At 60.5% G+C, this 25,444-nt stretch carries 37 protein-coding genes and 1 pseudogene; 34 read left to right on the top strand and 4 right to left on the bottom strand.

Annotation, left to right across the window (positions count from 1 at the left end; translation table 11 throughout):
• The first annotated feature begins 14 nt into the window (after positions 1-14).
• The 9 genes from JK202_RS13440 to JK202_RS13400 all read left to right on the top strand — a co-directional run bounded on the left by JK202_RS13440 (position 15) and on the right by JK202_RS13400 (position 6,110).
• Positions 15-1,877, top strand: coding sequence for a ParB/RepB/Spo0J family partition protein (locus JK202_RS13440; protein ID WP_211561851.1), 1,863 nt, complete (start codon positions 15-17; stop codon positions 1,875-1,877).
• A gap of 80 nt (positions 1,878-1,957) precedes the next feature.
• The gene (locus tag JK202_RS13435; protein WP_010505037.1) at positions 1,958-2,188 is read left to right on the top strand and encodes a hypothetical protein; all 231 of its coding nucleotides are present in this window, start codon (positions 1,958-1,960) and stop codon (positions 2,186-2,188) included.
• 366 nt (positions 2,189-2,554) lie between these two features.
• A complete protein-coding gene (locus tag JK202_RS13430; protein WP_211561848.1) occupies positions 2,555-3,223 on the top strand; it encodes an LPD29 domain-containing protein in 669 nt (222 codons plus the stop codon).
• A 69-nt stretch (positions 3,224-3,292) separates the two neighbouring features.
• Positions 3,293-3,907 (top strand): hypothetical protein, encoded by a 615-nt coding sequence (locus JK202_RS13425; protein ID WP_211561846.1) that lies wholly within the window; start codon positions 3,293-3,295, stop codon positions 3,905-3,907.
• A gap of 69 nt (positions 3,908-3,976) precedes the next feature.
• A complete protein-coding gene (locus JK202_RS13420; protein WP_062446986.1) occupies positions 3,977-4,351 on the top strand; it encodes a hypothetical protein in 375 nt (124 codons plus the stop codon).
• 256 nt (positions 4,352-4,607) lie between these two features.
• Positions 4,608-4,784: a hypothetical protein gene (locus tag JK202_RS13415; RefSeq protein ID WP_155721125.1), complete on the top strand. Its 177-nt coding sequence runs from the start codon at positions 4,608-4,610 to the stop codon at positions 4,782-4,784.
• Between the two features lie 78 nt (positions 4,785-4,862).
• Entirely contained in the window at positions 4,863-5,318 is a 456-nt protein-coding gene (locus JK202_RS13410) for a DUF3085 domain-containing protein (RefSeq protein WP_211506439.1), read from the top strand.
• 34 nt (positions 5,319-5,352) lie between these two features.
• Positions 5,353-5,580 carry a hypothetical protein gene (locus JK202_RS13405; RefSeq protein ID WP_011251416.1) on the top strand — a complete coding sequence of 76 codons (228 nt, stop codon included), beginning with the start codon at positions 5,353-5,355 and terminating at the stop codon, positions 5,578-5,580.
• Positions 5,577-6,110, top strand: coding sequence for a hypothetical protein (locus JK202_RS13400; RefSeq protein ID WP_211561845.1), 534 nt, complete (start codon positions 5,577-5,579; stop codon positions 6,108-6,110). Before JK202_RS13405 ends, JK202_RS13400 begins: the two co-directional genes overlap by 4 nt.
• Here the strand turns inward: JK202_RS13400 and JK202_RS13395 are convergent.
• Complete coding sequence (locus tag JK202_RS13395) at positions 6,092-6,610, bottom strand: hypothetical protein (RefSeq protein ID WP_211561843.1); 519 nt, start codon at positions 6,608-6,610, stop codon at positions 6,092-6,094. The genes JK202_RS13400 and JK202_RS13395 overlap by 19 nt on opposite strands.
• 282 nt (positions 6,611-6,892) lie before the next feature.
• On the opposite strand from JK202_RS13395, the gene JK202_RS13390 reads away from it, so the two are divergent.
• The 25 genes and pseudogenes from JK202_RS13390 to JK202_RS13270 all read left to right on the top strand — a co-directional run bounded on the left by JK202_RS13390 (position 6,893) and on the right by JK202_RS13270 (position 22,965).
• Complete coding sequence (locus tag JK202_RS13390; RefSeq protein ID WP_062106941.1) at positions 6,893-7,132, top strand: hypothetical protein; 240 nt, start codon at positions 6,893-6,895, stop codon at positions 7,130-7,132.
• 92 nt (positions 7,133-7,224) lie between these two features.
• Entirely contained in the window at positions 7,225-7,470 is a 246-nt protein-coding gene (locus JK202_RS13385) for a hypothetical protein (RefSeq protein WP_062493445.1), read from the top strand.
• A gap of 80 nt (positions 7,471-7,550) precedes the next feature.
• Complete coding sequence (locus tag JK202_RS13380) at positions 7,551-8,378, top strand: DNA/RNA non-specific endonuclease (RefSeq protein WP_211561841.1); 828 nt, start codon at positions 7,551-7,553, stop codon at positions 8,376-8,378.
• Positions 8,375-8,641 carry a hypothetical protein gene (locus tag JK202_RS13375; protein WP_211506444.1) on the top strand — a complete coding sequence of 89 codons (267 nt, stop codon included), beginning with the start codon at positions 8,375-8,377 and terminating at the stop codon, positions 8,639-8,641. The genes JK202_RS13380 and JK202_RS13375 overlap by 4 nt, the downstream gene beginning before the upstream one ends.
• Positions 8,642-9,076: 435 nt before the next feature.
• A complete protein-coding gene (locus JK202_RS13370) occupies positions 9,077-10,048 on the top strand; it encodes a DUF3991 and toprim domain-containing protein (RefSeq protein ID WP_211514223.1) in 972 nt (323 codons plus the stop codon).
• 10 nt (positions 10,049-10,058) lie between these two features.
• Positions 10,059-10,742, top strand: coding sequence for a hypothetical protein (locus JK202_RS13365; protein ID WP_211561839.1), 684 nt, complete (start codon positions 10,059-10,061; stop codon positions 10,740-10,742).
• Complete coding sequence (locus JK202_RS13360; RefSeq protein WP_249200082.1) at positions 10,675-12,756, top strand: ATP-dependent helicase; 2,082 nt, start codon at positions 10,675-10,677, stop codon at positions 12,754-12,756. Before JK202_RS13365 ends, JK202_RS13360 begins: the two co-directional genes overlap by 68 nt.
• Before the next feature lie 70 nt (positions 12,757-12,826).
• On the top strand, positions 12,827-13,192 hold the full coding sequence (locus JK202_RS13355) for a hypothetical protein (RefSeq protein WP_211561837.1): 366 nt from the start codon (positions 12,827-12,829) through the stop codon (positions 13,190-13,192).
• Between the two features lie 15 nt (positions 13,193-13,207).
• Positions 13,208-13,576: a hypothetical protein gene (locus JK202_RS13350; RefSeq protein ID WP_211561835.1), complete on the top strand. Its 369-nt coding sequence runs from the start codon at positions 13,208-13,210 to the stop codon at positions 13,574-13,576.
• A gap of 86 nt (positions 13,577-13,662) precedes the next feature.
• Positions 13,663-14,016, top strand: coding sequence for a hypothetical protein (locus JK202_RS13345; RefSeq protein WP_211561834.1), 354 nt, complete (start codon positions 13,663-13,665; stop codon positions 14,014-14,016).
• Between the two features lie 70 nt (positions 14,017-14,086).
• Positions 14,087-14,617: a helix-turn-helix domain-containing protein gene (locus JK202_RS13340; protein WP_211561832.1), complete on the top strand. Its 531-nt coding sequence runs from the start codon at positions 14,087-14,089 to the stop codon at positions 14,615-14,617.
• Positions 14,618-14,684: 67 nt separating this feature from the next.
• Positions 14,685-15,161, top strand: coding sequence for a hypothetical protein (locus tag JK202_RS13335; RefSeq protein WP_011251393.1), 477 nt, complete (start codon positions 14,685-14,687; stop codon positions 15,159-15,161).
• 11 nt (positions 15,162-15,172) lie between these two features.
• Positions 15,173-15,460, top strand: coding sequence for a DUF2312 domain-containing protein (locus tag JK202_RS13330; protein ID WP_061928960.1), 288 nt, complete (start codon positions 15,173-15,175; stop codon positions 15,458-15,460).
• Positions 15,461-15,464: 4 nt separating this feature from the next.
• Entirely contained in the window at positions 15,465-15,761 is a 297-nt protein-coding gene (locus tag JK202_RS13325; protein ID WP_023945875.1) for a hypothetical protein, read from the top strand.
• 2 nt (positions 15,762-15,763) lie between these two features.
• The gene (locus tag JK202_RS13320) at positions 15,764-16,186 is read left to right on the top strand and encodes a hypothetical protein (protein WP_211561830.1); all 423 of its coding nucleotides are present in this window, start codon (positions 15,764-15,766) and stop codon (positions 16,184-16,186) included.
• A gap of 54 nt (positions 16,187-16,240) precedes the next feature.
• A complete protein-coding gene (locus tag JK202_RS13315) occupies positions 16,241-16,951 on the top strand; it encodes an HD-GYP domain-containing protein (protein WP_211561828.1) in 711 nt (236 codons plus the stop codon).
• Positions 16,948-17,148 carry a hypothetical protein gene (locus JK202_RS13310; protein WP_211561826.1) on the top strand — a complete coding sequence of 67 codons (201 nt, stop codon included), beginning with the start codon at positions 16,948-16,950 and terminating at the stop codon, positions 17,146-17,148. The genes JK202_RS13315 and JK202_RS13310 overlap by 4 nt, the downstream gene beginning before the upstream one ends.
• 247 nt (positions 17,149-17,395) lie before the next feature.
• Positions 17,396-18,061, top strand: coding sequence for a hypothetical protein (locus tag JK202_RS13305; RefSeq protein WP_211561824.1), 666 nt, complete (start codon positions 17,396-17,398; stop codon positions 18,059-18,061).
• On the top strand, positions 18,051-18,275 hold the full coding sequence (locus tag JK202_RS13300) for a DNA-binding transcriptional regulator (protein ID WP_211561822.1): 225 nt from the start codon (positions 18,051-18,053) through the stop codon (positions 18,273-18,275). Before JK202_RS13305 ends, JK202_RS13300 begins: the two co-directional genes overlap by 11 nt.
• Before the next feature lie 134 nt (positions 18,276-18,409).
• A complete protein-coding gene (locus tag JK202_RS13295) occupies positions 18,410-19,234 on the top strand; it encodes a hypothetical protein (RefSeq protein WP_211561820.1) in 825 nt (274 codons plus the stop codon).
• 741 nt (positions 19,235-19,975) lie between these two features.
• A pseudogene (gene ssb / locus JK202_RS13290) lies at positions 19,976-20,353 on the top strand (single-stranded DNA-binding protein); the annotation flags it as partial.
• Positions 20,354-20,485: 132 nt separating this feature from the next.
• Positions 20,486-20,758 carry a hypothetical protein gene (locus tag JK202_RS13285; RefSeq protein WP_211561816.1) on the top strand — a complete coding sequence of 91 codons (273 nt, stop codon included), beginning with the start codon at positions 20,486-20,488 and terminating at the stop codon, positions 20,756-20,758.
• Positions 20,759-21,037: 279 nt separating this feature from the next.
• Positions 21,038-21,211 (top strand): hypothetical protein, encoded by a 174-nt coding sequence (locus tag JK202_RS13280; protein ID WP_156315493.1) that lies wholly within the window; start codon positions 21,038-21,040, stop codon positions 21,209-21,211.
• Between the two features lie 771 nt (positions 21,212-21,982).
• Positions 21,983-22,651, top strand: a complete 669-nt coding sequence (locus tag JK202_RS13275) for a hypothetical protein (RefSeq protein ID WP_211561814.1) — start codon at positions 21,983-21,985, stop codon at positions 22,649-22,651.
• 92 nt (positions 22,652-22,743) lie between these two features.
• On the top strand, positions 22,744-22,965 hold the full coding sequence (locus tag JK202_RS13270; RefSeq protein WP_211561812.1) for a hypothetical protein: 222 nt from the start codon (positions 22,744-22,746) through the stop codon (positions 22,963-22,965).
• 161 nt (positions 22,966-23,126) lie between these two features.
• Here JK202_RS13270 and JK202_RS13265 read toward each other — a convergent pair whose 3' ends face one another.
• Genes JK202_RS13265 through JK202_RS13255 form a run of 3 tightly spaced genes read right to left on the bottom strand, consistent with a single transcriptional unit; the run spans position 23,127 to position 25,395 of the window.
• Positions 23,127-23,771 carry a hypothetical protein gene (locus tag JK202_RS13265; protein WP_249198892.1) on the bottom strand — a complete coding sequence of 215 codons (645 nt, stop codon included), beginning with the start codon at positions 23,769-23,771 and terminating at the stop codon, positions 23,127-23,129.
• Positions 23,768-24,589, bottom strand: a complete 822-nt coding sequence (locus JK202_RS13260) for a hypothetical protein (RefSeq protein WP_211561810.1) — start codon at positions 24,587-24,589, stop codon at positions 23,768-23,770. Before JK202_RS13260 ends, JK202_RS13265 begins: the two co-directional genes overlap by 4 nt.
• Positions 24,586-25,395 carry a hypothetical protein gene (locus tag JK202_RS13255; RefSeq protein WP_346004246.1) on the bottom strand — a complete coding sequence of 270 codons (810 nt, stop codon included), beginning with the start codon at positions 25,393-25,395 and terminating at the stop codon, positions 24,586-24,588. Before JK202_RS13255 ends, JK202_RS13260 begins: the two co-directional genes overlap by 4 nt.
• Positions 25,396-25,444 lie beyond the last annotated feature (49 nt).

Here is a 25,444-nt window from a genome sequence, read left to right as displayed (position 1 = left end):
CACTGGAGCCCATCATGGACGAACTGCGCCTTGTCGATCCCAACATCCTGATCGCAAATCCGAACAATCCCCGCCAGACCACGTCCGGCCAGGCGAGCATTCGCCAGCTTGCGCTGAATATCCGTGCAGTCGGGCTTGTCCATCCGCCGCGCGTGCGTGAGCTCGGTGACGGCAGCCTGATGATCATTGCGGGCCATCGACGGACAGAAGCGGCGATCTATGCGGGTCTGACGGAAATTCAGGTCCATGTGACGAAGATCGATAATGGTCTGGAGGATCTGGCAGCAGCCAGTGAGAACATGATCCGTGAGGGCATGACCGAGCCGGACCAGTGGCGTGCCGTAACCCGGATGCGCGAAGAGCTTGGCTATACGGATCAGCAGCTGTGCATGGCGCTGATGATCACGCCTGCCTATCTCCGTGGACTGACCCTGCTCGCGAAGCTGCATCCGCCAATCCTGCACGCCATCGAAATTGGCCGTGGCCCGGACCAAAAAGAGCGGCGGACGCTGGCGCTGTCGTCTCTGGAGGAGCAGGCCGCTGCGTGGGCTGAGATGTTTGCCGAGAGCGTGGAGGAGGGAGAGGACCCGGCCGGGTACCGTCTTAACGCCGAAGATCCGGATGATACCGTGAACTGGCGTGACTTCACCTGGCACCTGCGTCAGGACGAGTGGTATGCGCGGGATGCCCGGTTTGACGATGCGCTGGCGCAAAAGCATGGCGTCGTCTGGACCGAAGATCTGTTCGGGCAGGGCAGTGAGGATAATCGCTACGTCACGGATGCCACGGCGTTCCGGGCGGCGCAGGAAGACTGGATTGCCGAGCATCGCCCTGAAGGCACTCTTGCGATCGAGGCGGACGAGTACGGATCGCCTCTGCGCCCTCAGGGCTACAACTTCGTCACGAACTGGATGAGCGAGCAGGAGACCGATGTTGTCGGCTACTGGCTCAATCGGAGTACCCTGAAAATCGAAGAGCGGAAGTTTCGCTACACGGGTGAAGAAACAGTTCGCTCTGAAGCGCGTGTGGTGGAGCAGACGCCACCCCCAAAGAAAGAGCGCGCGGACATCTCCGGCACGGGTCTGAAGATGATCGGCTCCGTGCGGAGTCTCGCGCTGAAGAAGGCGCTGGAAGCGAAAAGTGAAGATGCCGATCCGTGGGATCTGGTGGCTGGCCTCCTGCTCGCACTGAATGCCAATAACGTCCATATTTACGGTTCATCAGGCCGGTCGCCTTATGAGAACGCGGTGAAAACCGCTATGGAAGAGCTGTTCCCGGAGGGGGAGCTGGTGCGTGATGAGGCGCTCATCCGCCGCCACGCGCTGGAAAGCCTCGGTGGTTTCATGAACTGCGAAGTGAGCATGCACTCCGGTTCGGGCATGGCAGCGGAACTGCTGGGCTGTCTGTTCGACGCGGATACCCACATGCCGAGCATGGCCGATGAGGACTTCCTGAAGACCTACAGCAAGCCCGGGATCACCAAGGCGGTTCAGGCACATGGGCTTGCGCCACTCAACACAGGCAAAGAGATGCGGGCCGCTTTGCTGAACGCCGTGGGAGACGGGCATTGGGTTCCGCAGGCCGCAGGCTTTGCGCAGGCGACTGGCGTCTGGGCGGACGAGGTTCGGAAAAACCAGTCTCGCCGTGCGAAATGGGCTGCAGCTGAAAGCAGACTGGAGGACGAGGATGAAGACGACCTGGAGTGTGCTGATCCGGAGGGTCTGGAAGACGTGATGGACAACGAAGGCGGGGAAGAGGTTAGCGAGCCAGACGTCATGGAGGATGAGCCAGCAGAAAAACCGGACCTCGTGGTGCCGCAGGAACTGGTGGCCATGCAGGCCGCCATGGGAGGGCGGCTGGAGATCCTTCGGGTCTGAGGCCGCTTGATGACAGAGCGTTTCGCGACAGACTTGCGTGGAACGCCTGATCTGGCACAACAGGAGATCGGGGCCGCCTGATGAGTCCGCGTGACGAAACGTCTGTTCAGGTTACGGTTCAGACGTCGCGGCCCCCGAAAATCGTAACCGGATGTGGGTCGGGGGTCGCTTTGCCCACAGTCGTCAGAGTGAAAGGGGAAACCATGATCTTCGTGATCGTGGTGGACCGTAAGTGGTTTACGAAGATCCTTCGTAAAACGAAGAAGACCCTTCAGGCGGTTGCCACCGCACTGAAGAGCCTCTCCGAGTAAATCACTTAAGGTAAACCGGGCCGTGAGGTGTTTTTTCCCGAAGCCCCTCACGGCTCACCTCTGAACTTGGACGAACCGGTTACGATTTTCAAGGGCGGAGTCAGCATGGCTCCGCCCTTTTTCGTGCAGTGAGACGGTGCCTGGGTTCACAGGGGAAGAGCCTGCCCGCGCGAGGGCGAGAAGCGAAGAAAAAAGAAAAAGAAGGAGGAGAGAGGGGCGGGGTGCCAGAGCCTGTCTGTCGCCGCAAGGGGTGGTGTCCTCGGCTGACGCCTGCGGGACCGCCGCTGACGCGTCGCCCTTGCCCCGCCAGTCAGGCCCTGACCCCGGAGAGGACAGTTGAAGAGACATGAAGAGAAGGAGATCAGCATGTCCGAACACCCGACTGTCACCGTAGGCACCCGCGTCAGCACCATCCTGTACAACAGAGGCCGGGGCGTCGTGTCTGCGGTTCATGGCACGCCTCGCCCAGAGACAATCAGACGCCTTGCTGGTGGCTTCATCGCGGCGGGAGGCAGTGCCAGCTTTGATATCGTCTTTGCCTGCGGAAGTATCAGCAAGAAGCTGCCCGAGAGCATTCTGCACGGCGTGCAGTGGACGATCTTCCACGACGAGCCCAAGGCTGGCCCGGAGGAAATTGCGCAGCTGCACGCTCATGCCGAAGCATGCCGTGCTGAAAAACAGGCGCGGAAAGATCAGGCTGCGGCGGCCCATGCGGCTGAAATCGAGCGTCTGCGCACCGATCCCGAATACGCTCATCTGGAGCAGGGTTCGGACCAGAGCGGCGTGCTGGCAGGAAAGAACATCCGCCGTCTCCTGAAAGCTGCGCTGCCAAAGCACACGTTCCGTGTGCGCAAATCCTCTTACGGGTCCGTATCGGTCAACTGCGACAATCCGCTGGATGATGCCGCGCAGAAGACTGTCGACAACATCCGAAAGCAGTTCAGATCGGGGTCTTATGATCCGGTGTCCGATTGTCACTCCACGAGCCGGAGCCCCTGGCAGGAAGTCTTTGGCAGCGCCGAATACGTCTTCTGACCCCACCTCGTTTCGTCACAGTTCTTCCAGGCCGCCGCGAGGCGGCCTTTGTCATATCCGGAGATCGACATGGCTTTCTTTACGCTCAGTGCTACGCCTGCCACCGCAAAACGTGAGGGCTATTTTACCAGCACCACGATGGCGCTCATGTCCCAGCTTGGTGAGCGCCGCATCGTCGAGGCGAAGTCGGTAGATGGCCTCAAGCCGCTCATTCTGAGCTTTGGCCGCGACACTGCCCTTCAGCACCCCGGCAAGTCGTTCAAGATCATGGTCACTGTCAATCGTGGCAGCCGCAAGCCGCGCGGTTTCGACGCAGCTTATGATTCAGAAGCACTTGGCACATCTGAATGGCTGGAAACCACGGTTGCAGACCCGGTTCCCCACGAGGGCATGGCAGGTGTGGCCTCATGGGGAAGACGGTACACGCCATTCCGCATGGACGGTGCAGAGCCGCGCGAAGCTTCGCTCACCGAGGCCGAACGCCTGTCTGACGACGGTCATCTTGGCTTCAAGGGATGGGCCGCGGAAGTCGCGGCCATTCTCGACACCATTGGCGCGCCTGCGACCGCTTTGGGCAGCAAGACCCGGGACGCTCTGGTGTCGCGCTATCGCGCCCACCAGCATCCCGCCCTGGCCGCCGCTGTCCTGACTGCGTCCTCAATGGCCGAGCATCTGGCCGCCTGAGGCCAATGCAGGGGAGCGGATAATGTCTCCCCTGCCAGATCCTGAAGTTTAAAAAAGAGCGAGTTTTCCATGGTCGATGAAAGCCTTCTCCAGATTGAGACCTGTCTTCTGGAACGTCGCAAGGTCCATCTTGGCATTGCGCCGGATGGGCGCGTCTATCTGCGTGTAACGTCGTTCTGGCCAAAAGAAGCCGCGCAGCACTGGCACGGACCATACTCAGACCGAAAAGAGGCTGAGACGGATTTCCTGGCCCGCACGCAGCCGCCATGCGTCACGCGAGCAGAGATCTCTGACGCCAGCCGTCGCGGCGAGCATGGAACGGTCGACGGCGTCCCCATGATCGTAATGAAGCATCGCTGGACGGGGCAACTAACCCTGACGCCTTACCGCCTCGTGGAGGACACCGGCGTGATGCAGGTCGCGCGCCAAAATGGACACAATTGAACATCGGTCGACACCCGCTCAAGCTGAGGAAGGAGGAGAGTTAGGAAGAGGAAAGAGGGAAAGAAGCAGAAGGAGAGAGGGGCAGCACAGGCTGTCTGCGCTGGCAAAGGGTGGGTCTCCACGCGTCCTCGCCCTGACGGGCTCCGGGTCGTGGAGATCCCGCCGCTACGCGGCGCTTGTGCCAGCGCAGACAGCCTGTGCCTGTGCCGGAGAGGTCATCAGAGAAAAGAGATGACGACAACAGGAGTGACCTTTCATGCAGATTTCCCAGCAGACCCTTCAGGACATCAAGGACGTTGCCGGACTGGCCGGTGGGGTCTTCGGTTTTCTCGCCCTGGTCTTCGCGTTTACGTGTCTGCCGAGCTTTCTGGCGGGACCGGTGCCCCATCACTATCTCGCCTCGGCATCGCACAGCGCTCATCCCCGCGGCTGAAGCTTCCACGTCTCCGAACGCTCCCACGCCCCGCCATCGTGCGGGGTTTTTTCATTTCTGATCCGAGGAAAATATCCCATGATCGTCACCTTCGACCGCGCGCTGATCGCGCGCCTTCTTGCCCATGCCGAGGTTGCGTCGGAACGACGTGCCACGCTGACGCAGCTTTTTGACAAGAGCCTGCGCAAGCCTGGGCATGGCGCGCGCGAATGGGGCCGTCCGGAAGACATCGATCCCGCCAAGATCCCTGCGGGTCTGTGGTTGGTTGGAGATCACGGGATCTACATGATGTCGAACGGGCTTCCCCTTCTGCCGTCCGATGACGGTCAGAAGCCCAATTTGTGCGCGTATGCGCGCGAGGCTGACCCGGCACAGAACGCGGGCAGGGCTCATGACGTCAAGCGACAGGCTTTTGGCGGGGATGACGGATGCGAGTTCCTGGAAGCTGCGCTTGTACGACGGGCCCTCAGCAAGGTGTCCGGTGACACACTGCGGTTGAACATTACGCCTGAAACCCTCGAAATTCTGGCCTGACTGGCCTTCCTTGCAATCCTTCAGGAGTGAAAGAATGTCCGATCTTATGCCTGTTCCCCATGAGCAGATCTGGGCCTCGGCCGTGGCGGTGGCCGCTGACAGCGTGGAGCAGCTGAGACGCTGCGATGTCGACCGCGTCGTCTCCCTTGTTGACGCGGCGGATCGCAGCGCGCTGACAGGCTGGCTGATCGCGCAGCGGCCCGATCTTGCGGGCGCTGTCGCGGAGGCTCTGTCCGCGCTCGTCCAGGAGGCTTACGCATGAGCCTGCTGTTGCCACACCTGCGGCGCGTCCGCATTGAGGCCGAGGGCCTGACGGCCACCCAGTGGAGCTCAGCGCAGGACAAAGCGAAACTGGCCAATGCAATCCTCGCCTTTGTTGCGAAAGGATTGCCGGAGGAGGGGTTCAGCAAGGCGCTGTACCAGCGCGTCAGCCAGATGTGGGGGTTTATCGCCTGCTTTAACCGGAACGGCTTTGCGGGCCGGTATTTCAGCACAACGCAGGGGCGCATCGCCTTCCTCGATCAGATCACTGCGCGTGGCGGGATCGGCGATCCCGCCTGGACCTGGTCAGACGTGGAAAGCCGGATCGCGGCTCTTCTGGTCGAGCATCAGGTGCTTGACCTGTATCGCACCGAACTGCGGCAGGAGACTGTCCGAGGCGAACAGGCGCTGTTGCGCAGACTGATCGACCGCCACGGCGTGCCGGCCGATCATGCCGGCCGCATCTCACTGGCTCCGGCGTTGGCTGCACCGCTGTCCCGGCAGCAGCCTGTTCAGATGGGTCTGCTCTGACACGTTGCGCTGTCCGTGACGGCGCAGGAGTCCGGATCGTCGATCAGGCCCTGAACGATCTCCCATCCGCCGAGAATATTCTGGGCCGTCTCCCAGGCGACGATCTCGGCGCGAAGCGCCTGCGCAAGATCGTCATAGATGCCGTCGCGCTGAGGATCTTCGATCTCACGGCGCTCCGCCTCCTCCGTGAGGGACCGTGCGTCGGAAACCCGGGCCAGTGCCCGAGAAACAAGCTGCGACAGCCAGTCAGACGCCATGCGCTGGCGACCCTCGCGTGTGTCGGGCAAAGGCGTGGCTTCGAAAATCTGTCGCGCCCTCTCGCGTCCGAACGCGCGGAGGCGCTCAACCTGTCGGGGCGGTGTCACAGCCCGGATTTCGGCAAGCGACCGCAACTGCGTCTCGGGCAGGATTGCGTCGGTGAGCGCGTCCAGGGTCGGCGCACGACGCCGCTCCTGCGGACAGCGGATCACCGTGGCGGTCTGATCTGTCTGTGCACTCATCGGTGTCCTCCTGTCGTTGTGCGGTAAGCGTAAAGCGCGCCACAAATAAAAGTCAATAAAAACAATAAGATACCGGCATCATTTGGCCCTCGCGAAAACCTCTGGGGGGCAGAAAAGAGACGCGCGCGAAAGAGAAAGAGGAGGGAGGGAAGGGGCTCTCATGGGGCAGGCGTCGCAGCAAGGGTGCGTCGCTCCGCTCCCGGCGCACAGCGCCGCCCATGCCACGCCACCCGCCCCATGAGGCTGCCAATCGGGAACGAAATATTCCGAGAGAGGCAGAACATGTCCAAGCGCAGGAAAACAGATCTGACAGCAGCCCGTAAAAAGGCAGAGGTCTTTGGGCCGGATACGGTTCTCTTTGCAGATCTTGAACTCGGAGAAGCCTTCCGCATGGCTGGGGCAGAGCTGGGAGCCGTGTATCGAAAGGTTCGCCGCAACCACTATATGCACGACGGTAAGCGATGCCTTGCGAGCGACGGTCGGGCCGTCAAGCGCGCTTCCCTGCCTGGGACGGAAGACTGAGACCACTCTCCCGATCCTCTCCTTCCTCCACTGACATCAGGGCCGCAGCGCGGCCCGCATCCGGTCAATAAACACAAGAAAGGAACCGCATCGTGCAGATCCAGATGCTCACCCCTACGTCCAGTTTTCTTCCCGCTCTTGAGGCGCCCGTCTTTCACCGCGCCGTCTCGGCAGGCAAGACCATTGGCCGCGCACGGCGTTTTTACGCTGAAGCCGATCTTCTGGCTGACGACGCGAATGATGTTCGTCTCGGAGCGGCGCTACGGGCTGCATTGAGGCGGGACGCCAGCACCGCACACCGCTCGGCACAGCGCACGCTTCTGAGTGTCTCCCATTGAGAGCCGCGCACCTGCACTCACAACAGGCCGTGCGATCCTGCGACCTGAGACAGACGCTTCGAGGAAGAAAAGGATGGGCCATGCGGCTTACGATGACAGGGTTGACCCTGGCAAGCCTGCTATGGGCAGGCATAACCCACGCGGCCGCTGCAAAGTGCTCCACTTTCGGCGGAGACGGTCAGCTCCCGGTTCTGACTAACGCAGCGCTTGGGCAGAAGATCGTGCTTCTGTGCAATGACGGCTTTGCTGTCCTGCACTCGGGGATCAGTCATGGCCCTCTGTGGACGGCAGAGCATCTGACCGAGGAAGGCCTGGAGCGCAGCATGCAGATCGGCCGGGTCGTCCGGTTCTTTCATGCCGATCCCCGTCTGTCCTTTGAGGACAGGGCCGAGCTGAGCGACTACCGCGCGTCGGATTATGACCGCGGCCATATGGCCTGTTCGGCGGACGAAGACACTCTTCAGGCGCAGGAGCAGAGTTTTTCGCTCGCCAATGTTGTTCCCCAGACCCCGGAACTGAATGAAGGCATCTGGACGGGCGTGGAAATGGCGGTGCGTCGTCTCGCACAGCGCGAAGGCGAGCTTTACGTCGTGACCGGTCCGGCATTTGAAGCGTCGGTCAAGACCATCGGATCGCATCGGGTTTTTGTGCCCTCTGCGACCTGGAAGGCTGTTTACGATCCTGTCGAGGACGAAGCAGGCGCGTATTTCTGTCAAAATAGCAGCCAACCAACCTGTACGATCATCAGCATCGGCGCGTTAACCCAGGCGACGGGTGTAGATCCTTTCCCGTCTCTTCCCGATGAGATCCGTCAGACGGCCATGACGCTGCCTCGCCCCCTTAAAAGTCCTTATGCTGATCGCATCCGGCCTGCCTCTGGCAGTCCTGTGCTGGAGACCATGCCATGAGCTTCATTCCTTTCCTTGACGCAGGCAAAAGTGTTCGGATCGATGACCTGACGATTGAGAGCGGCACTGAGCGGATCGCCCTGTACGGACGCCTCGAAATTCGAAGGGACCGGATCGGCCTGCAGGATATTCAGGCCCTGAAGGCTCAGATCGACGCCATTGCCCGCGAGCTTGAAGGATCGGCCCATCTTCCCGAGCGTGCGCGGAGCGCACACCAGACAAGCGTGATGCCCAGTCCCTTCATGGGGCGGAGCTGTGCCTGATGGCGCGGGAGCCTCTGCCAGGAAAGGTCTGGAGTGCCACAAGCCTCGCTCCGGACAAGACGACCTTCCACCCCAGCTTCCTCCGCGCCCTTCGGTTGCTCCGTGCAGCCGGGTCCCCTGAGAAGGCATCGTGTCCTGCGCTGCGTTTGTGACGGACCTGGCAGTGTCGGGACGAAAGGCGTCGCTACGCTTGCTTTCGCCCCTTTTGCCTCCGGCACGGGTCGAACGAAAGGCTTGTTTAAGTATTCGTTAAGTTAGTGTCGATGATGTTTGTATATTGGTAAGTCACGACAAATAAAAACCATGAAAACCGCAGTAAATAGTCATTTTTTCTTGCAATACTTGCGGATTTTCCCTAAATTAAACCCAGATCACAGGGGCGTTGAGGCCGGTTCTGACCGTTGCGCCGCCCCGAAGCGAGAAAGGATGACGATCATGGCACGCTTTGAGCCGTTCAGACTGTCTGATGACGACCGGACCGACATTGTCAAAGGCGTCTCCTGTGCTCTGCTGCTTGAGCGCCATGGCTATCTTCTCGACAAGCCCGAAAGCACGCGGAACGCTCTGAAATACCGTGCGGGAAAGGGCGAGACGATTATCGTCAACCATGAAGGCCGTGGCTGGTGGGATACGGGATCGGACGAAAAGGGGGATGTGTTCTCCCTGATCCAGCGCCTGACGCCCGGTCTGAAGTTTCGCGATGCCTGTCGGGAGCTGGGTCAACTGGTAGGTATTGAACCAAAGGGGGCAGAGTATGTCCGCGAGCGTCAGGCCAAAACGCCAGACGGCGCCCCGGCTGAGCGCTGGCAGGGCAAGAAGGAGCTCAAATCCGGCACGAAGGTCTGGGCGTATCTCACCGAGGAGCGCTGCCTTCCGGAATGGGTTCTGCGTCGGGCCATTATGACCGGCTGCATCCGGGACGGTTATCACGCCGCCTGGTTCTGCCACCGGGATGCCGTGGGAACCATCTGTGGCGCGGAACTGCGTGGTCCGGACACCAAGGGTATCTGTCTGTCGGGTACGGTTAAAACGCTGTTCCGCTTCCAGCCCGGTCTGGCTCGCACGGTTCGTCGCCTGGTGGTGAGTGAATCCGCCATTGATGCCCTGTCCTACGCCGCCCTCGACAGCGAGCGTACGCGCGAAACCCTGTACTGTTCGACCGCAGGTGGCATGGGGCCGGAGACGGTCGAAGCCCTGACGGCCGAGCTGGCTGAAATGGCAAATGATCCGGCTGCCGTTCTGGTAGCCGCAACCGATAATGACGACGCCGGCAACCGCTATGCCGCGCGCCTTGCAGAGCTGGGCCGCGAAGCCGGTGTCCGCGTGATCCGCCGTATTCCCCACGGTGGCTGCAAAGATTTCAACGACGCCCTGAAGACTGTTGTGGCCGCCGCCCGCGCCGCCTGAGGAGAGACTGATGACGAATGACAAGGCACGACGGGAAATGGAGGCGCTGTTTCCCGGGCATGAAAAGAATGACGCTCTGAGAACGGCCTTTCTGGCGCACCCGGATGCGGACCATTATCTGCGCCGGATGCCAGACCTCGGATGTCGTATTCCCTGGGCGCTGGTAGAATACGGTCCTGAGACGGGGCGGGGTCAGGCTCTTGTGGTTGGGGGGCGCTGGAGCGCGGCAGGCTGGGATCTCTCCGGGCGCATCGTCCTGTTTGTTCAGTCCCCGACCGGAGACAATGGGTTCCTGACCTGTCAGGCGGGGGAGCAGCAGCTTGTCCAGATTGGCACCGTTCCCGGAAGCACGCGTCATCCTGACCGCCCGGAAGCCGTCACACTTCTGGGACATGTCGCAGAACTGACCGCCGCCTGGCATGCCGATGTAGAGACAACCCGCGCCTGGCATACCTGGGCTCTGCTGCACAATCAGCCGCCCTTCCCGCAGACCTACGCCGAGATTGCGTTCGGCGATGATGTGCTGCGCGGTCTCGTGGTCGGAGGCACGGTCCTGGCGGACGGGACATGGGACTTCGGGCAGGAGTTCGACCTGATGGTCGAGCCGGACATGATCCTCAGCCTTGATGGCCGCCGTGCGACGCGGTGCGATGTTCTTCATGGCACCCGGGAGCAGGGACGTGGTCGTGGATAATCATCTCTCAGGATTGACCCCCTTCCAGGCAGACGCCGCGCGTCAGACAGGACCGGTTGTTGTTCTGGCGGGTGCCGGGACCGGAAAGACCAAGACGCTTGTGGCCGGTATTGTCGACCGTGTCGTCAAGCGCCGGATGTTGCCCGATCGCATTCTGACCGTGACCTTTACCAACAAGGCGGCCGGGGAGATGAAGACGCGGATCGCAGCGGCCCTGAATATCGCGCAGGCCCCGTACTGGGTGGGCACCTTCCATGCACACGGACGCCGTCAGCTGCGGACCGATCCTGACATTGCCGGGCTGCGTCCGGGCTTCGACGTCTGTGACAGCGAAGACAGCACGAAGATCGTGCGCAGGCTTCTGGAAAAGGCGATTGAAGCGGGCGTCATGAATGCCGATGACGGAGAGACGTTTCGCAAGCGTGTGAAGTCCGTCAGCTCGCGCATCGCCATGCTCAAGGAAAACATGGTGCTTCCCCCGGATGCCGTGACCTGGGTAGAGGGACGGATTGCGACGGATGGCATCACCGAAGGCGATGACATCATGGTCTGGCGAGATGCGGCCGCGCTCTATCCAGCCTATCAGGCGATGTTGCGCGAAAGCAATCGCGCGGATTTTGCAGACCTGCTGCTATGGCCCACCGTGACCATGCTCCGCGACGAACGCTACAGACAGGACAGGTCAGGCCGGTTTGACTGCGTGCTCGCCGATGAGTTCCAGGACGTCAACCGGCTCCAGTTTCTCTGGCTGAAATGCCTGTCCAAAGACCACAACGAGCTCTTCGTTGTGGGCGACGATGCGCAGTCGATTTACGGCTGGCGTGGGGCCAATGTCAGGATTATCCGAAGTTTTCTCAAGGAGTTTCCAACCGGACGCATGATTGCTCTGGAGCAGAACTTCCGTTCGACCGGTCACATCCTGTCAGCGGCCAACGCAGTGATTTCTCACGACACCAACCGGCTGGAGAAAACACTGTATACCGCGTCCGGAGATGGGGAGCCAGTGGATATTCTGCGGCACACCGGCAGCCAGGACGAGGCCTCCGGGATCGCCGCCGAGATCGGACGTCGCGCCCTTGAAGGCGTGCCTTACGAGGACATGGCGGTGCTCTATCGCTTCAACCATCTCTCCCGGCTGCTGGAAGAGTCTCTGTTGCGCGCAAAGATCCCTTACGAGCTGGTCAATGACACCGCCTTCTGGCAGCGCGGCGTGGTCAAGGACGCGCTGGCCTTCCTGCGTCTGACATGTTTTCCGTATGAGCGGCAGTCTGACGAGGCCTTCCGTCGGATCGTCAATCAGCCCGCCCGGGGGATCGGGGCCAAGGCCATGGCGACATTCGAACAGGTCGCGGATGAGGAGGCGATCTCGCTGTACGAGGCAGCGGAGCGCACGGTGCAGGGACGGACCGGAAAGGCTGCTGACAAGCTGCGCTGCTTTCTGGACGTGATCCTGAAAGGCGCCCGCAGTGGCGAGCCCAGTTTGGGAGAGCGTCTGAGGGTTCTTGTAGAAGAGAGCGGGTATCTCGCGATGCACCAGGCAGCCGGGGACGATGGCCGCACGGCGCTGGAAAACCTGCACGAGCTTCTATCGCTCGCCAACGAGTTCAGCTCGGTGGAAGAGCTGTTCGACCACGCTGCCCTTGGCTCGGAAAGCAGCGGCGATGAGAGTGTCGGCCGGGTCAAGCTGATGACCATTCATGGCTCAAAGGGCCTGGAGTTCGGGCATGTCTTTCTGATCGGTTGGGAAGATACGCTGTTCCCGTCGCGAACGAACATTGATCCGGCTGAAGAACGCCGACTGGCTTATGTCGCACTCACCCGCGGCCGCCAGCGCGTCAGTGTGTCCTGGTGCGAGTTTCGTCGGGGCGAGCAGGCCAATCCGAGCTGCTTCATCGACGAGATCCCGCTCCAGGCGCGGCGGGACGGCTGGGGGCGCAATCTCAGGCGCCGTCCCGCGCTCCAACGGGGAACGGCTTTCAATCGGCAGGCTCAGAGAGAGGCGATGGGGTTCTGACCCTGGTATTGACTTCCGGCTCTCCCATGGGCCGGATAGGCCTTCATCGTATCAGGGAAGGAAGAGAGCGATGTCGGTAGATTTTAATAACAAAAATGATGTCTTGGCTTATGTTGGCGCACGCATCGGCTCCGTCACGGACCTCACAGATGGTTCGTTGCAAGGTCAAAATCGAACATCCATAATATTGGCTGACGTTAAAAACCGTATTGCGACGTGGAATAAAGAAAATCCAGGAAATAGAATTACGAGGAATGAAGTAGAATTTGCGATTGCAGGAGATATCGTTAGCCGTGTCGCAGAAGAACGGAGGCTGGACCCTAACGATCGTGCAGTGAGACAAAAAATCTTTGACTCAGCGCAGTACACTGCTTTGAACGGGGTTGGCAGCGTCTCTGCCACGGTATGCCCTGAAATGCCCCGATTAGTCTTTTAGTTTGAGGACATCTTCATGGCTGCTGAGCTGACCAGTTTGAGCACCGAGTTTATTTCATATGAAGACTTGAGCCAGGAGCAACTCCAGGCAGTCGCGCGGTTCATGGGGGAGCGTCTGATGACCGGATCTGCCGGTGTCGTTCCAGGCACGCTAAAAACGCTGACCGATCAGGGGAGAGACTACGCTTTCGTTCTCCTGGAAGAGGATTGTGCCTACGCGGTGAGCCCGATCGAGAGCCTCCACCTTGTGCTGGATGCGGATGGTCGTCCCCTGGGCTGTCCGTCAGAGGGGCTGCTATATCTTTCGAATGTTGAGGGAAATGCTGTGGTGCGGCTTCGTCCGACGCCGCGTTACAAGGCGTCAGATCTCGGGCTGACGGTCTGAGGACCTCCAGTCGGGTCTGTCGCTTCAACCCCTCCCGGTCGATCCCCTGAACTGCACTCACAAACGCTGTCGTCATACTGCCCGGTATGACCGAGCACTCTCTTTCTCTAGGGCAGCCAGATCTGCCCAAACCGACCCTTTCTCTCCCACTGTCTTCCCCCTGGATGCTTGGCAGCATGGTTCTCTCGGCGACCATGCTCCTCGGGTTTGGCTGGATGGTCTTTCCGTTCGATACCCAGATGGTCTGGACCATGCTTGCGCAGGCGATCCTTTTCTCCCTGGCCACCTCCGTTCTTGTGGTGGACGTCATGCGCCTGTGGAAGACGAGAGCCTTCATGCCGCGTTGGCATGTCCTCGTTTTCGTTCCGGTCTGGGTGGCTGTCGGTCTGTTCAATCTCCGGAACGCCTATGACTGCATGAAGGCGGCAGGCCAATGGTGACGTCGCGTGACTGCACTCACAACAGTCTCCGGCAGAATGTCCTGACGGTCACAGACGGCGGGGCATCACAGTGAAATTTGGCGGTCATCAACCCAAGGCGCGGATCTTCCGCAAGCTCAAGGCCGAGACACAGCGTGAGGTCTATCAGTCCGTCCTTCAGCATGTCCGGACCTGCCTCAACCGGGGGCCGTATAATGTCCTTGAACTCCGCGCGTACCTGACGCCCGAGCAGGCCGGGGCCCTGCCCATGGCTTTGACGACGCTGGCACAGGCTGGCGAAATCGCCGCCCTGGGTCACAGTGTTTATGCCCGGGTGCCCTGGATGCCGGCCACACGAACCGTGAAGACCTCGCCGATCGAGGATCTGGTCTTTGCGTCCCTGACCGAACATGAAACCGCCAGCGAAATCGCGACATGGCTCGGCCTCTCCGTCGGTGAGGTGCGGGACTCCCTTTCGGCCCTGGAGCGGGCGGGGCTGATCGAGGAGCGACTGGATCCGCGCCGACCCAACCGTTACCGGATTGTCTCGCCGCATATGGCCAAACACATTCGCCAGGGTGCACAGGACCGGACCTTTACTGATATCGCCCGGCATGGCTGAGGCGTTGCGTTTGCGGGTTATCCCCCAAACCAGTGGACAGCACTGTGGGCAACCGAGGGCAGGACATGTGGATTCACGGTCCGTTCGTCCAGGGCACAGGCGCGCGGCGCTGTCCATCGCAGGCGAGCTCTCCGTTATTGGTTGGGGCGTGCGTCAGGCGTCCCGCCGATCCGGCTTTTCAAAGGACCGGATCCTGCGCTGGCAATCGGGGCATAGTATTCCTGATCCGGACTTCCTCAGGTGGCTTGCGGCCCTTGGGATGTTGCATCGTCGACTGAGCCACCCTCTGGCCCGGGCTGTGCCTCCCGTGGGCAACCGACCCCCGCTGAATGGTTATGCGATGACCAGTGCCCTGATCACGATCGGCTGGTCCGAGCGCGTGCTGGCCGAGCGTCTGGGGGAGCATCGCACAGCCCTTCGCCGTCTGATTTCAAGTCACGGGCATCTTCCAGTGAGAGAGTCCCGTTGGCTTGAAGCCCTGGCAGACGGGCATCGCGATCTGCCCCGCCCCCTCTCACCCATCTGCCTCTCCCCCGATCCCTGAAAGGTTGACCCATGTTGCAACGCGTTTCTTTTCCTGACGACGCTCAGGACGATCAGGGTGTCATCGCTGGCGGCATCGCCGCCGACCGGCTGCGGTCCATCATCGAGCGGGTCGAGCGCCTGGAAGAAGAGCGCAAGGCGCTGAGTGGTGACATCAAGGACATCTTTGCCGAAGCCAGGTCGGCCGGGTTCGACGTCAAGGTCATCCGCACGATTATCCGGCTGCGCAAGCAGGAGCCCGCAGAGGTCGAGGCTCAGGAAACCCTTTTGCAGATCTACCGCCGTGCCCTGGGAATGTGACCTGATGCAGGATGCCCCACCGCGCCGCCGCATCGCCGAAGCCGCTGGAGAGATTCTGGTCTGTTGGCCAAGTGTGGGCCTGCTTCTGTTTGCCTTTGTGGTTCCCAGGCTTGGCGCTGTCATGGGACCCGTTTTTATGTTCGGTGGCTGCGTTGCAACCATGATGGGACCGGGTGTTCCCGAGATCGGTGAGGATGGACGCGACTACGGGCTTGAGCGGAGGCGGGGAGTGGTCTTTGCCAGCCTCGGTCTGGTGCTCTGCCTGCTTTCTCTCTCCAGACTTTTGCCGGATAGGGTCTGATCGTGCCCGCACCGTTGTTCACGGACTGGACCCCAACGTGCGTCACCAGTGTCCGTTACATCTCCACTCTGGGACCGCCTCGCGCTGTCGGGACGGTACAGCGTCGGGTCTGTGGCGCCAGATGTCTGGCTGGGGTCAGTCTGTTTCTTCTGACGAACGCGGCGGATGGATTTCTCGGGCTGGACCAGTTTGCAGGGCAGGGGGGCTGGCATCTATCCGGACTGGGCCATCCGGTCGTCACGCTGTCGCTCTGGCAATGGACGCTTCTGGCCTGCGTCACCCTTGGTCTTGTGAAACTCGCCGAAAGGACGGCCGGGATCCTGTCCGGACGTGGGCCGTGCCGCGCGGCCGGAATCAAACTCCTCGTCACCTGCGTGGCTCTGGCCCTTGGCGGCCTCGCCCGCGGCCTGATCCATCCGGGATGACCGGACTCACATTAGCCGCGCTTAGAGTGACCTTACACAACCGGTAGAGGAAAGATGCCTGAACTGCAGACACTCCTGAAAGAAGTGGTGAAACTGCCTGCGTCCTATCGGCGGCAGGGGGCGCCTCTGGCTTCTCTTCTGGCACAGGTTGCCAAAGGGGATGACGGACATGGCCAGAGGGTCGGGCGCCTCGCTGGCCTGCTCGGCCATCTGACGGGGAGTGGCCTTTCGTCCAGCGCCCTGGAACTGGCAGGCCGCCTGCACGATGCGGGCAAACTGCTCCTGCCAGACAGCCTCCTGAATCATCCGGGCATGTTTAACGACCGGCAGATGCTGGTGATGCGACAGCATCCGTCGCTCGGCCTCGGAGCACTGTTTCAACTGTCAGCCGATATTCCGACCCTCGTTCATGAGGCCGTGCTTCTGCATCACGAACGCTATGACGGTGATGGTTATCCCTTCGGGTTGAAGGGTCAAGCCATTCCCCTGGCCGCCCGCATCATCGGCCTGGCCGATGTGATCGACGCCCTGCTCTCCGCCCGGGCCTATAAAACAGGATGGCCGCCCCGTCAGGTGAAAGCCTTTCTTCAGGAGCAGGCGGGTGGCGCGTTTGATCCTGCCCTGGTGCGGCACGCGATCACCTCTTTTGATGATCTGCTCGCCATTCGTCGTACCGTTGCGCAGCCTGTTCAAGGGTACCAGCCCGTGCCCGGCCGGTCCCCCCTTACATCCCGTACCCTTAGCTTTCGGAACGATATGCCATGATGCCTCTCCCGCTCCCGCCCGCAGTTCACGTCGCCCCGTCTGGAACCTCCTCCCTGAAGCTTCTCGCCGACGTCGCAGACAGGCTTTTTGCAGAAAACCGGAGAGAAGAGGGGCTGTGTGTGGTTGAGGCCCTTTATCTTCAGGCAGATGCTGCACTGGGTGGTCGTCAGGCGCCGTGTGGTCAACAGGACGGTTGAGGTGTCCCCTTCGCAGGTGTCGTTGTTCTCCTCCCTGAAGCAATGAAGAATCCCTGCTGAGTTTATGCAGACGTAATACCGCAGAGTACCATCAGGACGTGACCGTTAAGTCATTAAGAGTGCTCTGAGCATAAGGGGACAGTCACCGGCTGGCCGAGTAAATAAAAAAAGAAATACAGCTTTATTTCGATTGAACTGAGTATCCAATGGATACTAAGATAGTGGCATCACGAACGAGGACAATGCGATGCCTAAATTCGACACCTACCGGATGCGTCAGCTCGAAGCAGAGGTGCAGCGTCGCGCGACCGTCGAGGCGATCAAACGCGTGACAGAGGGCGTTCAGCGGGACGAGGAAGGCAGGGTTCTTCTTCTCGCAGCGCCATCCCGAGGCTATCTCTCGCTTGAAGACAAGCTGGTCACGAAAGAGGTTGCAGCGATCCTTGGGGTCGCGCCAACGAGCGACGATATTGCGAAGGTGATTCGTGCGGTCGGCAAGACCGAAGTGGATAAACTTGCTCTGTCAGGGTGGCATTTCTCAACAGGTGAGACGCGCAACGTCGGCAGTGTCAAGCTGGACGATGGGTTCGAACTCGCAACCGAACATTCGCTGCGTCATGAAGCAACGGGGGAGGTCGCGATGCGGGATGACATCCCTCATTTTTCCTATCGCATTGAGCTACAGCACAGAAATGGGGATCGTATCTTGTCGGGTGTCTGGATCTTTCCCGACGGTCGATGTGAACTAGACGCAGCCAGCTTCGATAAAACCGGTGAGTTTCCCGAAGACTACGATCTCTCGCCACAGGGACGGGCTGACGCCACGTTGCTCGCGAGCCTCAACCGGACAAAAGCCGGACTGGAACAGGCAGGTCACTTCAAGCGGGCTTGGCTGATTCCTGATGAGGTCTGACGTCGAGGGTATTGCCCCTCAGACGATCAGGCAGGCCCGCCTTGATGCCGGTCTGACGCAGGTGAGCGCGGCTTCTCTCGTTCACGTCACGCCTTTGACGTGGAAGCGATGGGAAAGTGGTGATCGCACGATGCACCCGGCTTTCTGGGAATTGTTTGTCATTAAAGTCGAGACTGACACGTCGTGGCAGAAGGACAGAGACGTCCCGAAGTAAAAACGAAAAGAAACAGCCACAGGCCGTCCGGCCGCCACAATGGTCCGGCCGCACGCGGCCCGCGCCCTGGAGGGCGCGCCATTGTCCCGTCCAGCCGTCTGCGCCTGCGGGAAAGCATCTGAAAAAAGAAAAGGATGTTTTCCGTGGCTACTGCCGTCACAACAGTCTTCACACTCATCGGCCCGCAGGATCGTCTGCGCCAGATCGCCGAAGAGCGCGCCTACCGGACCTGCGCACCGGACCAGATGGCGTGGGAAAGCGACACCACACTGGTGATGACCCTCGAAAACGGCATCGGCACTTCTTTCCTCCGTCACGGAGACGGGCTTTCTGACGACTATCCCGACGTCAGTATCCGGGGCATGGAGTATTTCGACTGCTTCGATGATCCGGGCTTTGCCAAATGGCAGGGCGGTCAGCTTGTCTATGAGGCTGATCTCATCACCGTCTTCGGAATCCTGTTTCCGACCGACGCCTCAAAAGACTGGCCGGGCTGTAGCGCCAGCTTCTGGCACAGGTCTCCGCCTCTCACGGCAGCTATCGCCGAGAACTGTCCGGACTTTGACCTGATGCCGCTGCGGCAACTGGCAGGGCCAGCGCCCGGATGGGTTCAGACCTCGGATGGCTTTGCCACTCTTCTCCTCCGGCTGCCCTCAACACCCGATGCGCAGGATGGTCTCGGCGTGATCTTCTATCCGGGGATCGGCAAAAGCACCCTGCTGACAGGTATCGACCGCTTCGGCGGCGTGGCCCTGTTTAGGCGTCAAGCTTATGGACAGATAAGCGCACAGTGTCCCGAACTGCGTGCTGTCCTGCGAGAGCGCTGGAAGGCTGACGAGAAGAAAAGGCGCAAGGCCCGTCAGGAGCAGAAGGTGCTGAGGAGGAGATTGAAGAAGGCAGAGCAGGAGAGAGGGGATAATGTGTTTTCTTTCTTCGATACTGACTCGTGGGTGATGTGAAGGGCAGAAGAAAAGAAGGATCGGGGCGGCCCTGAAGGGTTCGCGCGCTCTATTCCGCTAGGCTCCTGCGTCGCCAAGCTCCACCGAGCCCCGACGTCCAGCCGCCCTCAACCGGGCGTCTGGCCCTCGGGTCTCGGCCCTTCCGGGTAACGGCTTGCCCGCGTCTTTTTCCAACGTCGGACGGTCCTGGTCTGGGGGATCTGTTCGTGAGACGGCTCCTCAACCTCCCCGGCCAGTCCTGCGGACCGTCCGGGGAGGCACGTTCCACGACGGCGGCCTCGCATCCAGCGTTCAGTCTGACAGTCGCCGTGCCAGTCCGTAAAGCCACTGCGCGACCCTCGGCGGCAGGTGTCAGGCCCGCGTCTGCTGCAGGGCCGCACGCGACCCCGCATCAGCCGCAAACCTGCCCCCTTGCTCAGGACGCTCCGGGCCTGACGGCCTGTCCCGTCGCCCGTCTTGGCCGGTGGCAGGATGGGCTCAGGAAAACGCCACCTCCCTTCCACTCTCGTCGCCGTCAGTGTGCTCGCCGCACAGGCAGGATGGGTCTAGCAAAACATCAAATACTCATTGAGTAATCAACAAGTAAATCCGCTTTTTCTTGGGCTTTATTTCCTCGGAAATGGCGGTTTCTGCCGTTTATCGTTGACTGAGACCAAGTAAAAACCTAATATCTATTCATGGACAGAGGCAATAGCGCCGAACAAGTCCAATCGATACGTTCCCTAATTCTTGGAGGCTCTCATGGCTGGTTCCGTTAACAAAGTCATTCTCGTTGGCAACCTTGGTAAAGACCCGGAAGTCCGCAATATGCAGTCCGGGTCCAAGGTCGTGAGCTTTACACTCGCCACGTCTGAGACTTGGAATGACCGCCAGAGCGGCGAACGCCGTGAGCGCACCGAATGGCACCGTGTCGTCATTTTCAATGAGCGTCTGGGGGACGTCGCAGAACGCTTCCTCCGCAAAGGCCGCAAGGTCTATCTCGAAGGCGAACTGCGCACCCGCAAATGGACCGATCAGGGCGGTCAGGAGCATTACACGACAGAAGTTGTCGTTGACCGGTTCAAGGGTGAACTGGTGCTGATTGACAGCAACCGCGGAAGCGAAGGAGGCGGCTGGGGCCAGTCGGATGAGGAACGGGACGATCAGGCGCCATTCTAAGATACGCAGTTCACTGCACGGTCCTGCCAAAGGACCGTCCCCGTTCACTCTCCTCACAGGAACCGGCGCTATGACCACCGAAAAGACTTTTCCATGATGCTGCCGACACTGCCTCCCAGACCTCCCACGTCCACGCAGCACACAACCGAGCGCGTGAAGTTTTTCGCGAGCGGCTGCCAGAGCCTTGCGCTGGCAATCCTCGGGGCGGGGATTGTGGCTCCGCTCTTCACGGGAGCGGCCGTTCCAATGTGGCAGCGTCTGGCAGCCGCGCTCGCCGCCGCCGCTTTTGAAATTGCCGCGTGGACGCTTCTGGGCTATATTCCGAACACTGAGGTCACGCCAACGGAGACCGAACATGATGAATGAGTTTTTCCCAAACCTGCTGATGATGCTCGCCGCGTTTGCAGGTGGCTGCGCTCTTTTCGGCTGGATTGCTAGCCGGTTACTCCCGACCGCCAGACCACGACAGAAGCGGCATAGTCCTTCCTGACAAAACGACACAGGCGGCCTCCGGGCCGCTTTTTTTGTCCGCTCGTTTAGTTCAATCAGGCGGACGCGCCTCGCCGGCGCGAGCTTTGATGCCCCCAGTGCTCGCCCCCCACAGGGGGGCTGCGCCAGGACAGAGAAAAAGACTAGACTGAGCCAATGTCACGAAACAACGCAATCCGCATCGGCGCTCTGGTCATTCAGGTGGCCGTTCTTCTCCTGATCTGGCAGGGATTTCTACATCCAACCCGGGGAGGTCTGCTGGTCCTTGCCGTGGGTTTTGTGGTGCTCTTTCTCACCCGGGACTCTTCCGGGAAAAAATCAGGGCAGTGAGCAAAGAAAGCAAAAGAGGATTGGGGGCGGCCCTGAAGGGTTCGCGCGCTCTATTCCGCTAGGCTCCTGCGTCGCCAAGCTCCACCGAGACCCGACGTCCAGCCGCCCTCAACCGGGCGTCTGGCCCTCGGGTCTCGGCCCTTCCGGGTAACGGCTTGCCCGCGTTCTTTTCCGATGACGGACGGTCCTGGTCTGGGTGATCTGTTCGTGAGACGGCTCCTCAACCTCCCCGGCCAGTCCTGCGGACCGTCCGGGGAGGCACGTTACAGGGAGGCGGCCTCGCATCCAGCGTTCAGTCTGACAGTCGCCGTGCCAGTCCGTAAAGCCACTGCGCGACCCTCGGCGGCAGGTGTCAGGCCCGCGTCTGCTGCAGGGCCGCACGCGACCCCGCATCAGCCGCAAACCTGCCCCCCTTGCTCAGGACGCTCCGGGCTTGACGGCCTGTCCCGTCGACCGTCTTGGCCGGTGGCAGGATGGGCTCAGGAAAACGCCACCTCCCTTCCACTCTCGTCGCCGTCAGTGTGCTCGCCGCACGGGCAGGATGGGTCTAGGAAAACGACAGGTATTCATGAAGTAATCAAGAAATCTTTTTACTTGTCACGCAAAAATAAAGCGCGTTTTATGGCGGTTTTCTGCGTTTTTTCTCTTGTAGGAAAAAGCCAAAAAGGCTATCTTTTACTTGTCGAGAGGGATTGGCCCTCAAGACAAAGCGCCCCGGTTAGTGCTGGAACACCAAGCCGGGACTTCGCTAGACGAGAAAGGCTTAGTTTCATGTCCGACGCAGCAACCACAATCGCACCGAAGGCCCAGAACCGCAAGGCTGCAAACAAGGCCAGCCCCGCCGCCGTCCGCCGTTTCAACGAAGCCCGCGAGCGCACCAAGGCTATTGCCTCCCCAACCCTTGCCGATGTTCTCCGTCTCGCCCCCAATGACGACAAGATTGCCGCCATTGTTCAGCATTTCGGTTTCGAGGCTGGCGACTATGACGAACTGACGGGGGCCGGTGTCAGCATGATCCGCGAACAGTACACGCTTCTTGAGGACGTGCTTGTCGTCACCGATTTCCGGGGTGAGCGCAATTTCAAGGCCATGGAAATGCACCTTGGCCGCATCGTGGACGGCCTGATCCGCTCTGCCTATGGTGCCGCCAACTTCTATGAGAACAAGCGCCAGATTGCCCGCGACGAGCAGAACTCTTTCAGCAACGAAAGCCGCGACGAGGACCGGCAGGGCATCGACGGCGGGGAAAACCGTGTAGATCGGGCCGTCCGTTTCGCTGCACAGCAGGCCCCCAAGGCTTACGCGCTCGCTGTTATGGCCAAGGGTGCATGTGACGCCTACCGCGAACTGTTCGGGGAAGACTGGAAGCCTTATGTGAAGGACACGGGCCGCAGCCTCACCGAAAACGTCCGCGCTGCACAATGGGGGGCCGTGCTCTAGGCCGCACGCGCCGCGCCCACAGGGCGCGGCCTCTTCCTGTCCCTCTGCACATCGAAGAGCGACCGGCCCCGCCCGGTCGTGGAGCCTGTCCCATGTCTCACGCACTCGCCCACTATGTCCCCGACGCCAGCGCCAAGAGCCTCCCCCTGAGGAGACTGGAGCACCTTGCGCGTGGCTTTGCCATCGCGGACGCCCTCATGACCTTTCTGGAAAATACCCGCTTCGATTCCAGCATTGAGAAGGCCGCAGAAGACGCGCGCGCCGCTGGTGCCACCCCTGCCGAGATCCGGGCCGCCTCGAACGGCCTCGCCTGATCGGCCTCGGCCAGGTCCACACACGCAAAAGGCGGTTCCCCTGGGAGCCGCCTTTTTTGTTGTCCGGTCAGACCGCGCCAAAATGGACACAACCGCGCAAGCGCGGCTGTGACGTATGCTGCGTCAGGGCTTCGCCCTGGTGCGGGTGTGCAAGAGTCCGCTCAGGACTTCGGCAGGATCGGCGGCGGGACGATCTGGCACCATGACGCGCCCTTCGTGTCGAACGCCTGATGCTCTGCGCAATAACGGCCAACACTCGCCGCATAGCCGTCATACGTGTAGCCAGACGCAAAGCCGAGTCCGATAAGGACCGCACCGGCCAGCGTCATCCGCACATAGGCGCGCCACCGGGCTTCCTTGTAGAACTGGCGCTCATGCGTCGGAATTTCCGTCCGCAACTGGTCGAAAACTTCCTTGCGCAGCTCCGAGGTCACGCCAGAGACGATCCGCCCGAGGGTAGCCTGCAATTCGCGGTCTCGAAACAGTTCCTGTTTCTCGACATTCCGCGCCGCGACTTCCCCCAGCTTTTCGACCTGCTGACGGCTTTCGATGAACTGGTCCCGCAGGGTGGTCTGTTCCTGCTTGGCCATCTCGATGATGTCGCGGGCTTCCCCTCTAAAATTCTGCATTTCTGAGGCACACGACAGAACAACCCGCGCAAAGGCGTCCATTCCCTTGCGTTGGGCTCTGATCCATCGCCCAAGAGGAGAATGCTCATCAATGCCATCAAGCCGGGCGGCTTCCTCCATCAGCCGACCCGCCTCGGCCAGTCCGTCAAGCGTCCCGTTGTCTGTGAGTTCACTCATGTCAGGACCTCGGTATCGTACAGGGTAACCTTCCGAAGCCCCGCCCCGGTGCCTTGTTCGATGGCCCAACTGCGGACATGCGATGCCCGAATGACCAACTGCATGCACATAAACGGTGTGGCCTCATGAATCAGGTCATCGGCCAAGGACTGGAAAAGCTCCCAGTCTTTCGACGAGAACAAAGACACATCCTGAGGGAAGGCGAGTTCAGGATTGTTCTTGTAGAGCGGGGAGGGCATCGCTCCAAAATGGCTCATCAGCGCCGCCGCATCCTTCGGGCTCGCCTCGACGTCAAACGCCGTCAGAGCCTCGGGAGGAAGATCAGGCTGGTGGGTGTAATGGCCTTCATCGCCAAAAAAGAGTGGCGTGTCCGGTGGAGCGCAGTCATCCCGGAGATCGAACGTCAAAGAAACCGGATAGACTGTTGCCATGGGCCTGCCGTGTAGTTTCATGCGCGGACGGTAGTCTGCATAATGCAACATCCCGCGCTGCCCTGACTGATCCGCGATCACCAGAAATCCACAACGGGTCGGCACGCTGTTTTTTCGAAGCGGCGGAAGCCGCTCCGTTCCATTGGGCTCCCACTCCCAGAACGATACCCCCACCGGAAACCGGATGGTGGAGAGGGAGCGGATGGTGACGCCGAGATCGGTCACATCAAGATGCTCAGCTTCCCCCACTGCATTGTAACAGACGAAGTGTTGCTCTCCGTCTGCAAGGAGGTCGAGAAATCTCCGGTTGCCAATCCCTCCAAAGGGATTAGCACCTGTTTTCAGCCGGTCGAGCAGATCCGGCTCGGATTTGCGGCTCCTTCTCATGGCAGCCAGTCTTCGATACCCGCATCCGAGATGTTTTCCTCGATTTTCTCCAGCCAGTTTTTGACAAGCCACTGACGCATCGGACCGAGGGGCGTTCCGTCCTGTCCCGGCTTACCCGCGGCGGCGTCATGGAAAGTCAGGCCACTCGCCAGTACTTCTTTCATGCAGGATAGCTTTGGAATCCGCAGAAATTCAGTTTCCATCCCCGCCACGTTCATAAGGCGCTCATCATTCATGATCGGGTTGAAAACAGTGTCCGGCTTATGCCCGGCCGGAACGGTCCATTCGTTGAGGACGATGATGCCACGGCGGGGCCGGAACTGGCCGCTGGCCCACAGCTTTTCAAGGTAGGCGATGTCACCGGGCTGGGAGCCACACATGAACAGGCCTGTGACCGGAACACCGACGGCATCCGCCGCACCGATGATGTCATCTTCGGCGGCCCATTCCTCCAAGGTTCTGTCGCCCCCCCCGATGTCGATCATCAGGGACGACTTGCGCATGGCCGCTTCGTTGAAGCTGTTGGCAAACCATTCTTTCAGGTGGCCGGCTTCCTCGTTTGACGGGCAAGGAAGCCCGTGAGTTTTATAAATCTCTTTGAACAGGGAAATGCCGGGGTTACGAACATCTCCGTCCCCCAGAAGAAGAGGCCGCCCCTGAAAAATGGCTCGCTCCGCAAGCGGAGCGAGGCAAGTCGTTCCACCAAGATTTCCACGTCCGGCCTTGATCAGGGAGCGTAGTTCGAGAGACTTTATAATCGCTTCATGCAGCTCAGGCGTTGAAAGGCGTTTTGGTTTTTCGGTCACATTGGATTCCTGACATTGAATGATCCGCCAAAGACGGCTCGATCATTTT

The sequence above is a fragment of the Gluconobacter sp. Dm-62 genome, from assembly GCF_018256155.1.
Lineage (GTDB): Bacteria > Pseudomonadota > Alphaproteobacteria > Acetobacterales > Acetobacteraceae > Gluconobacter.
The sequence above is the reverse complement of the archived record's forward strand: the minus strand, read 5'-3'. Positions and strand labels throughout refer to the sequence as shown.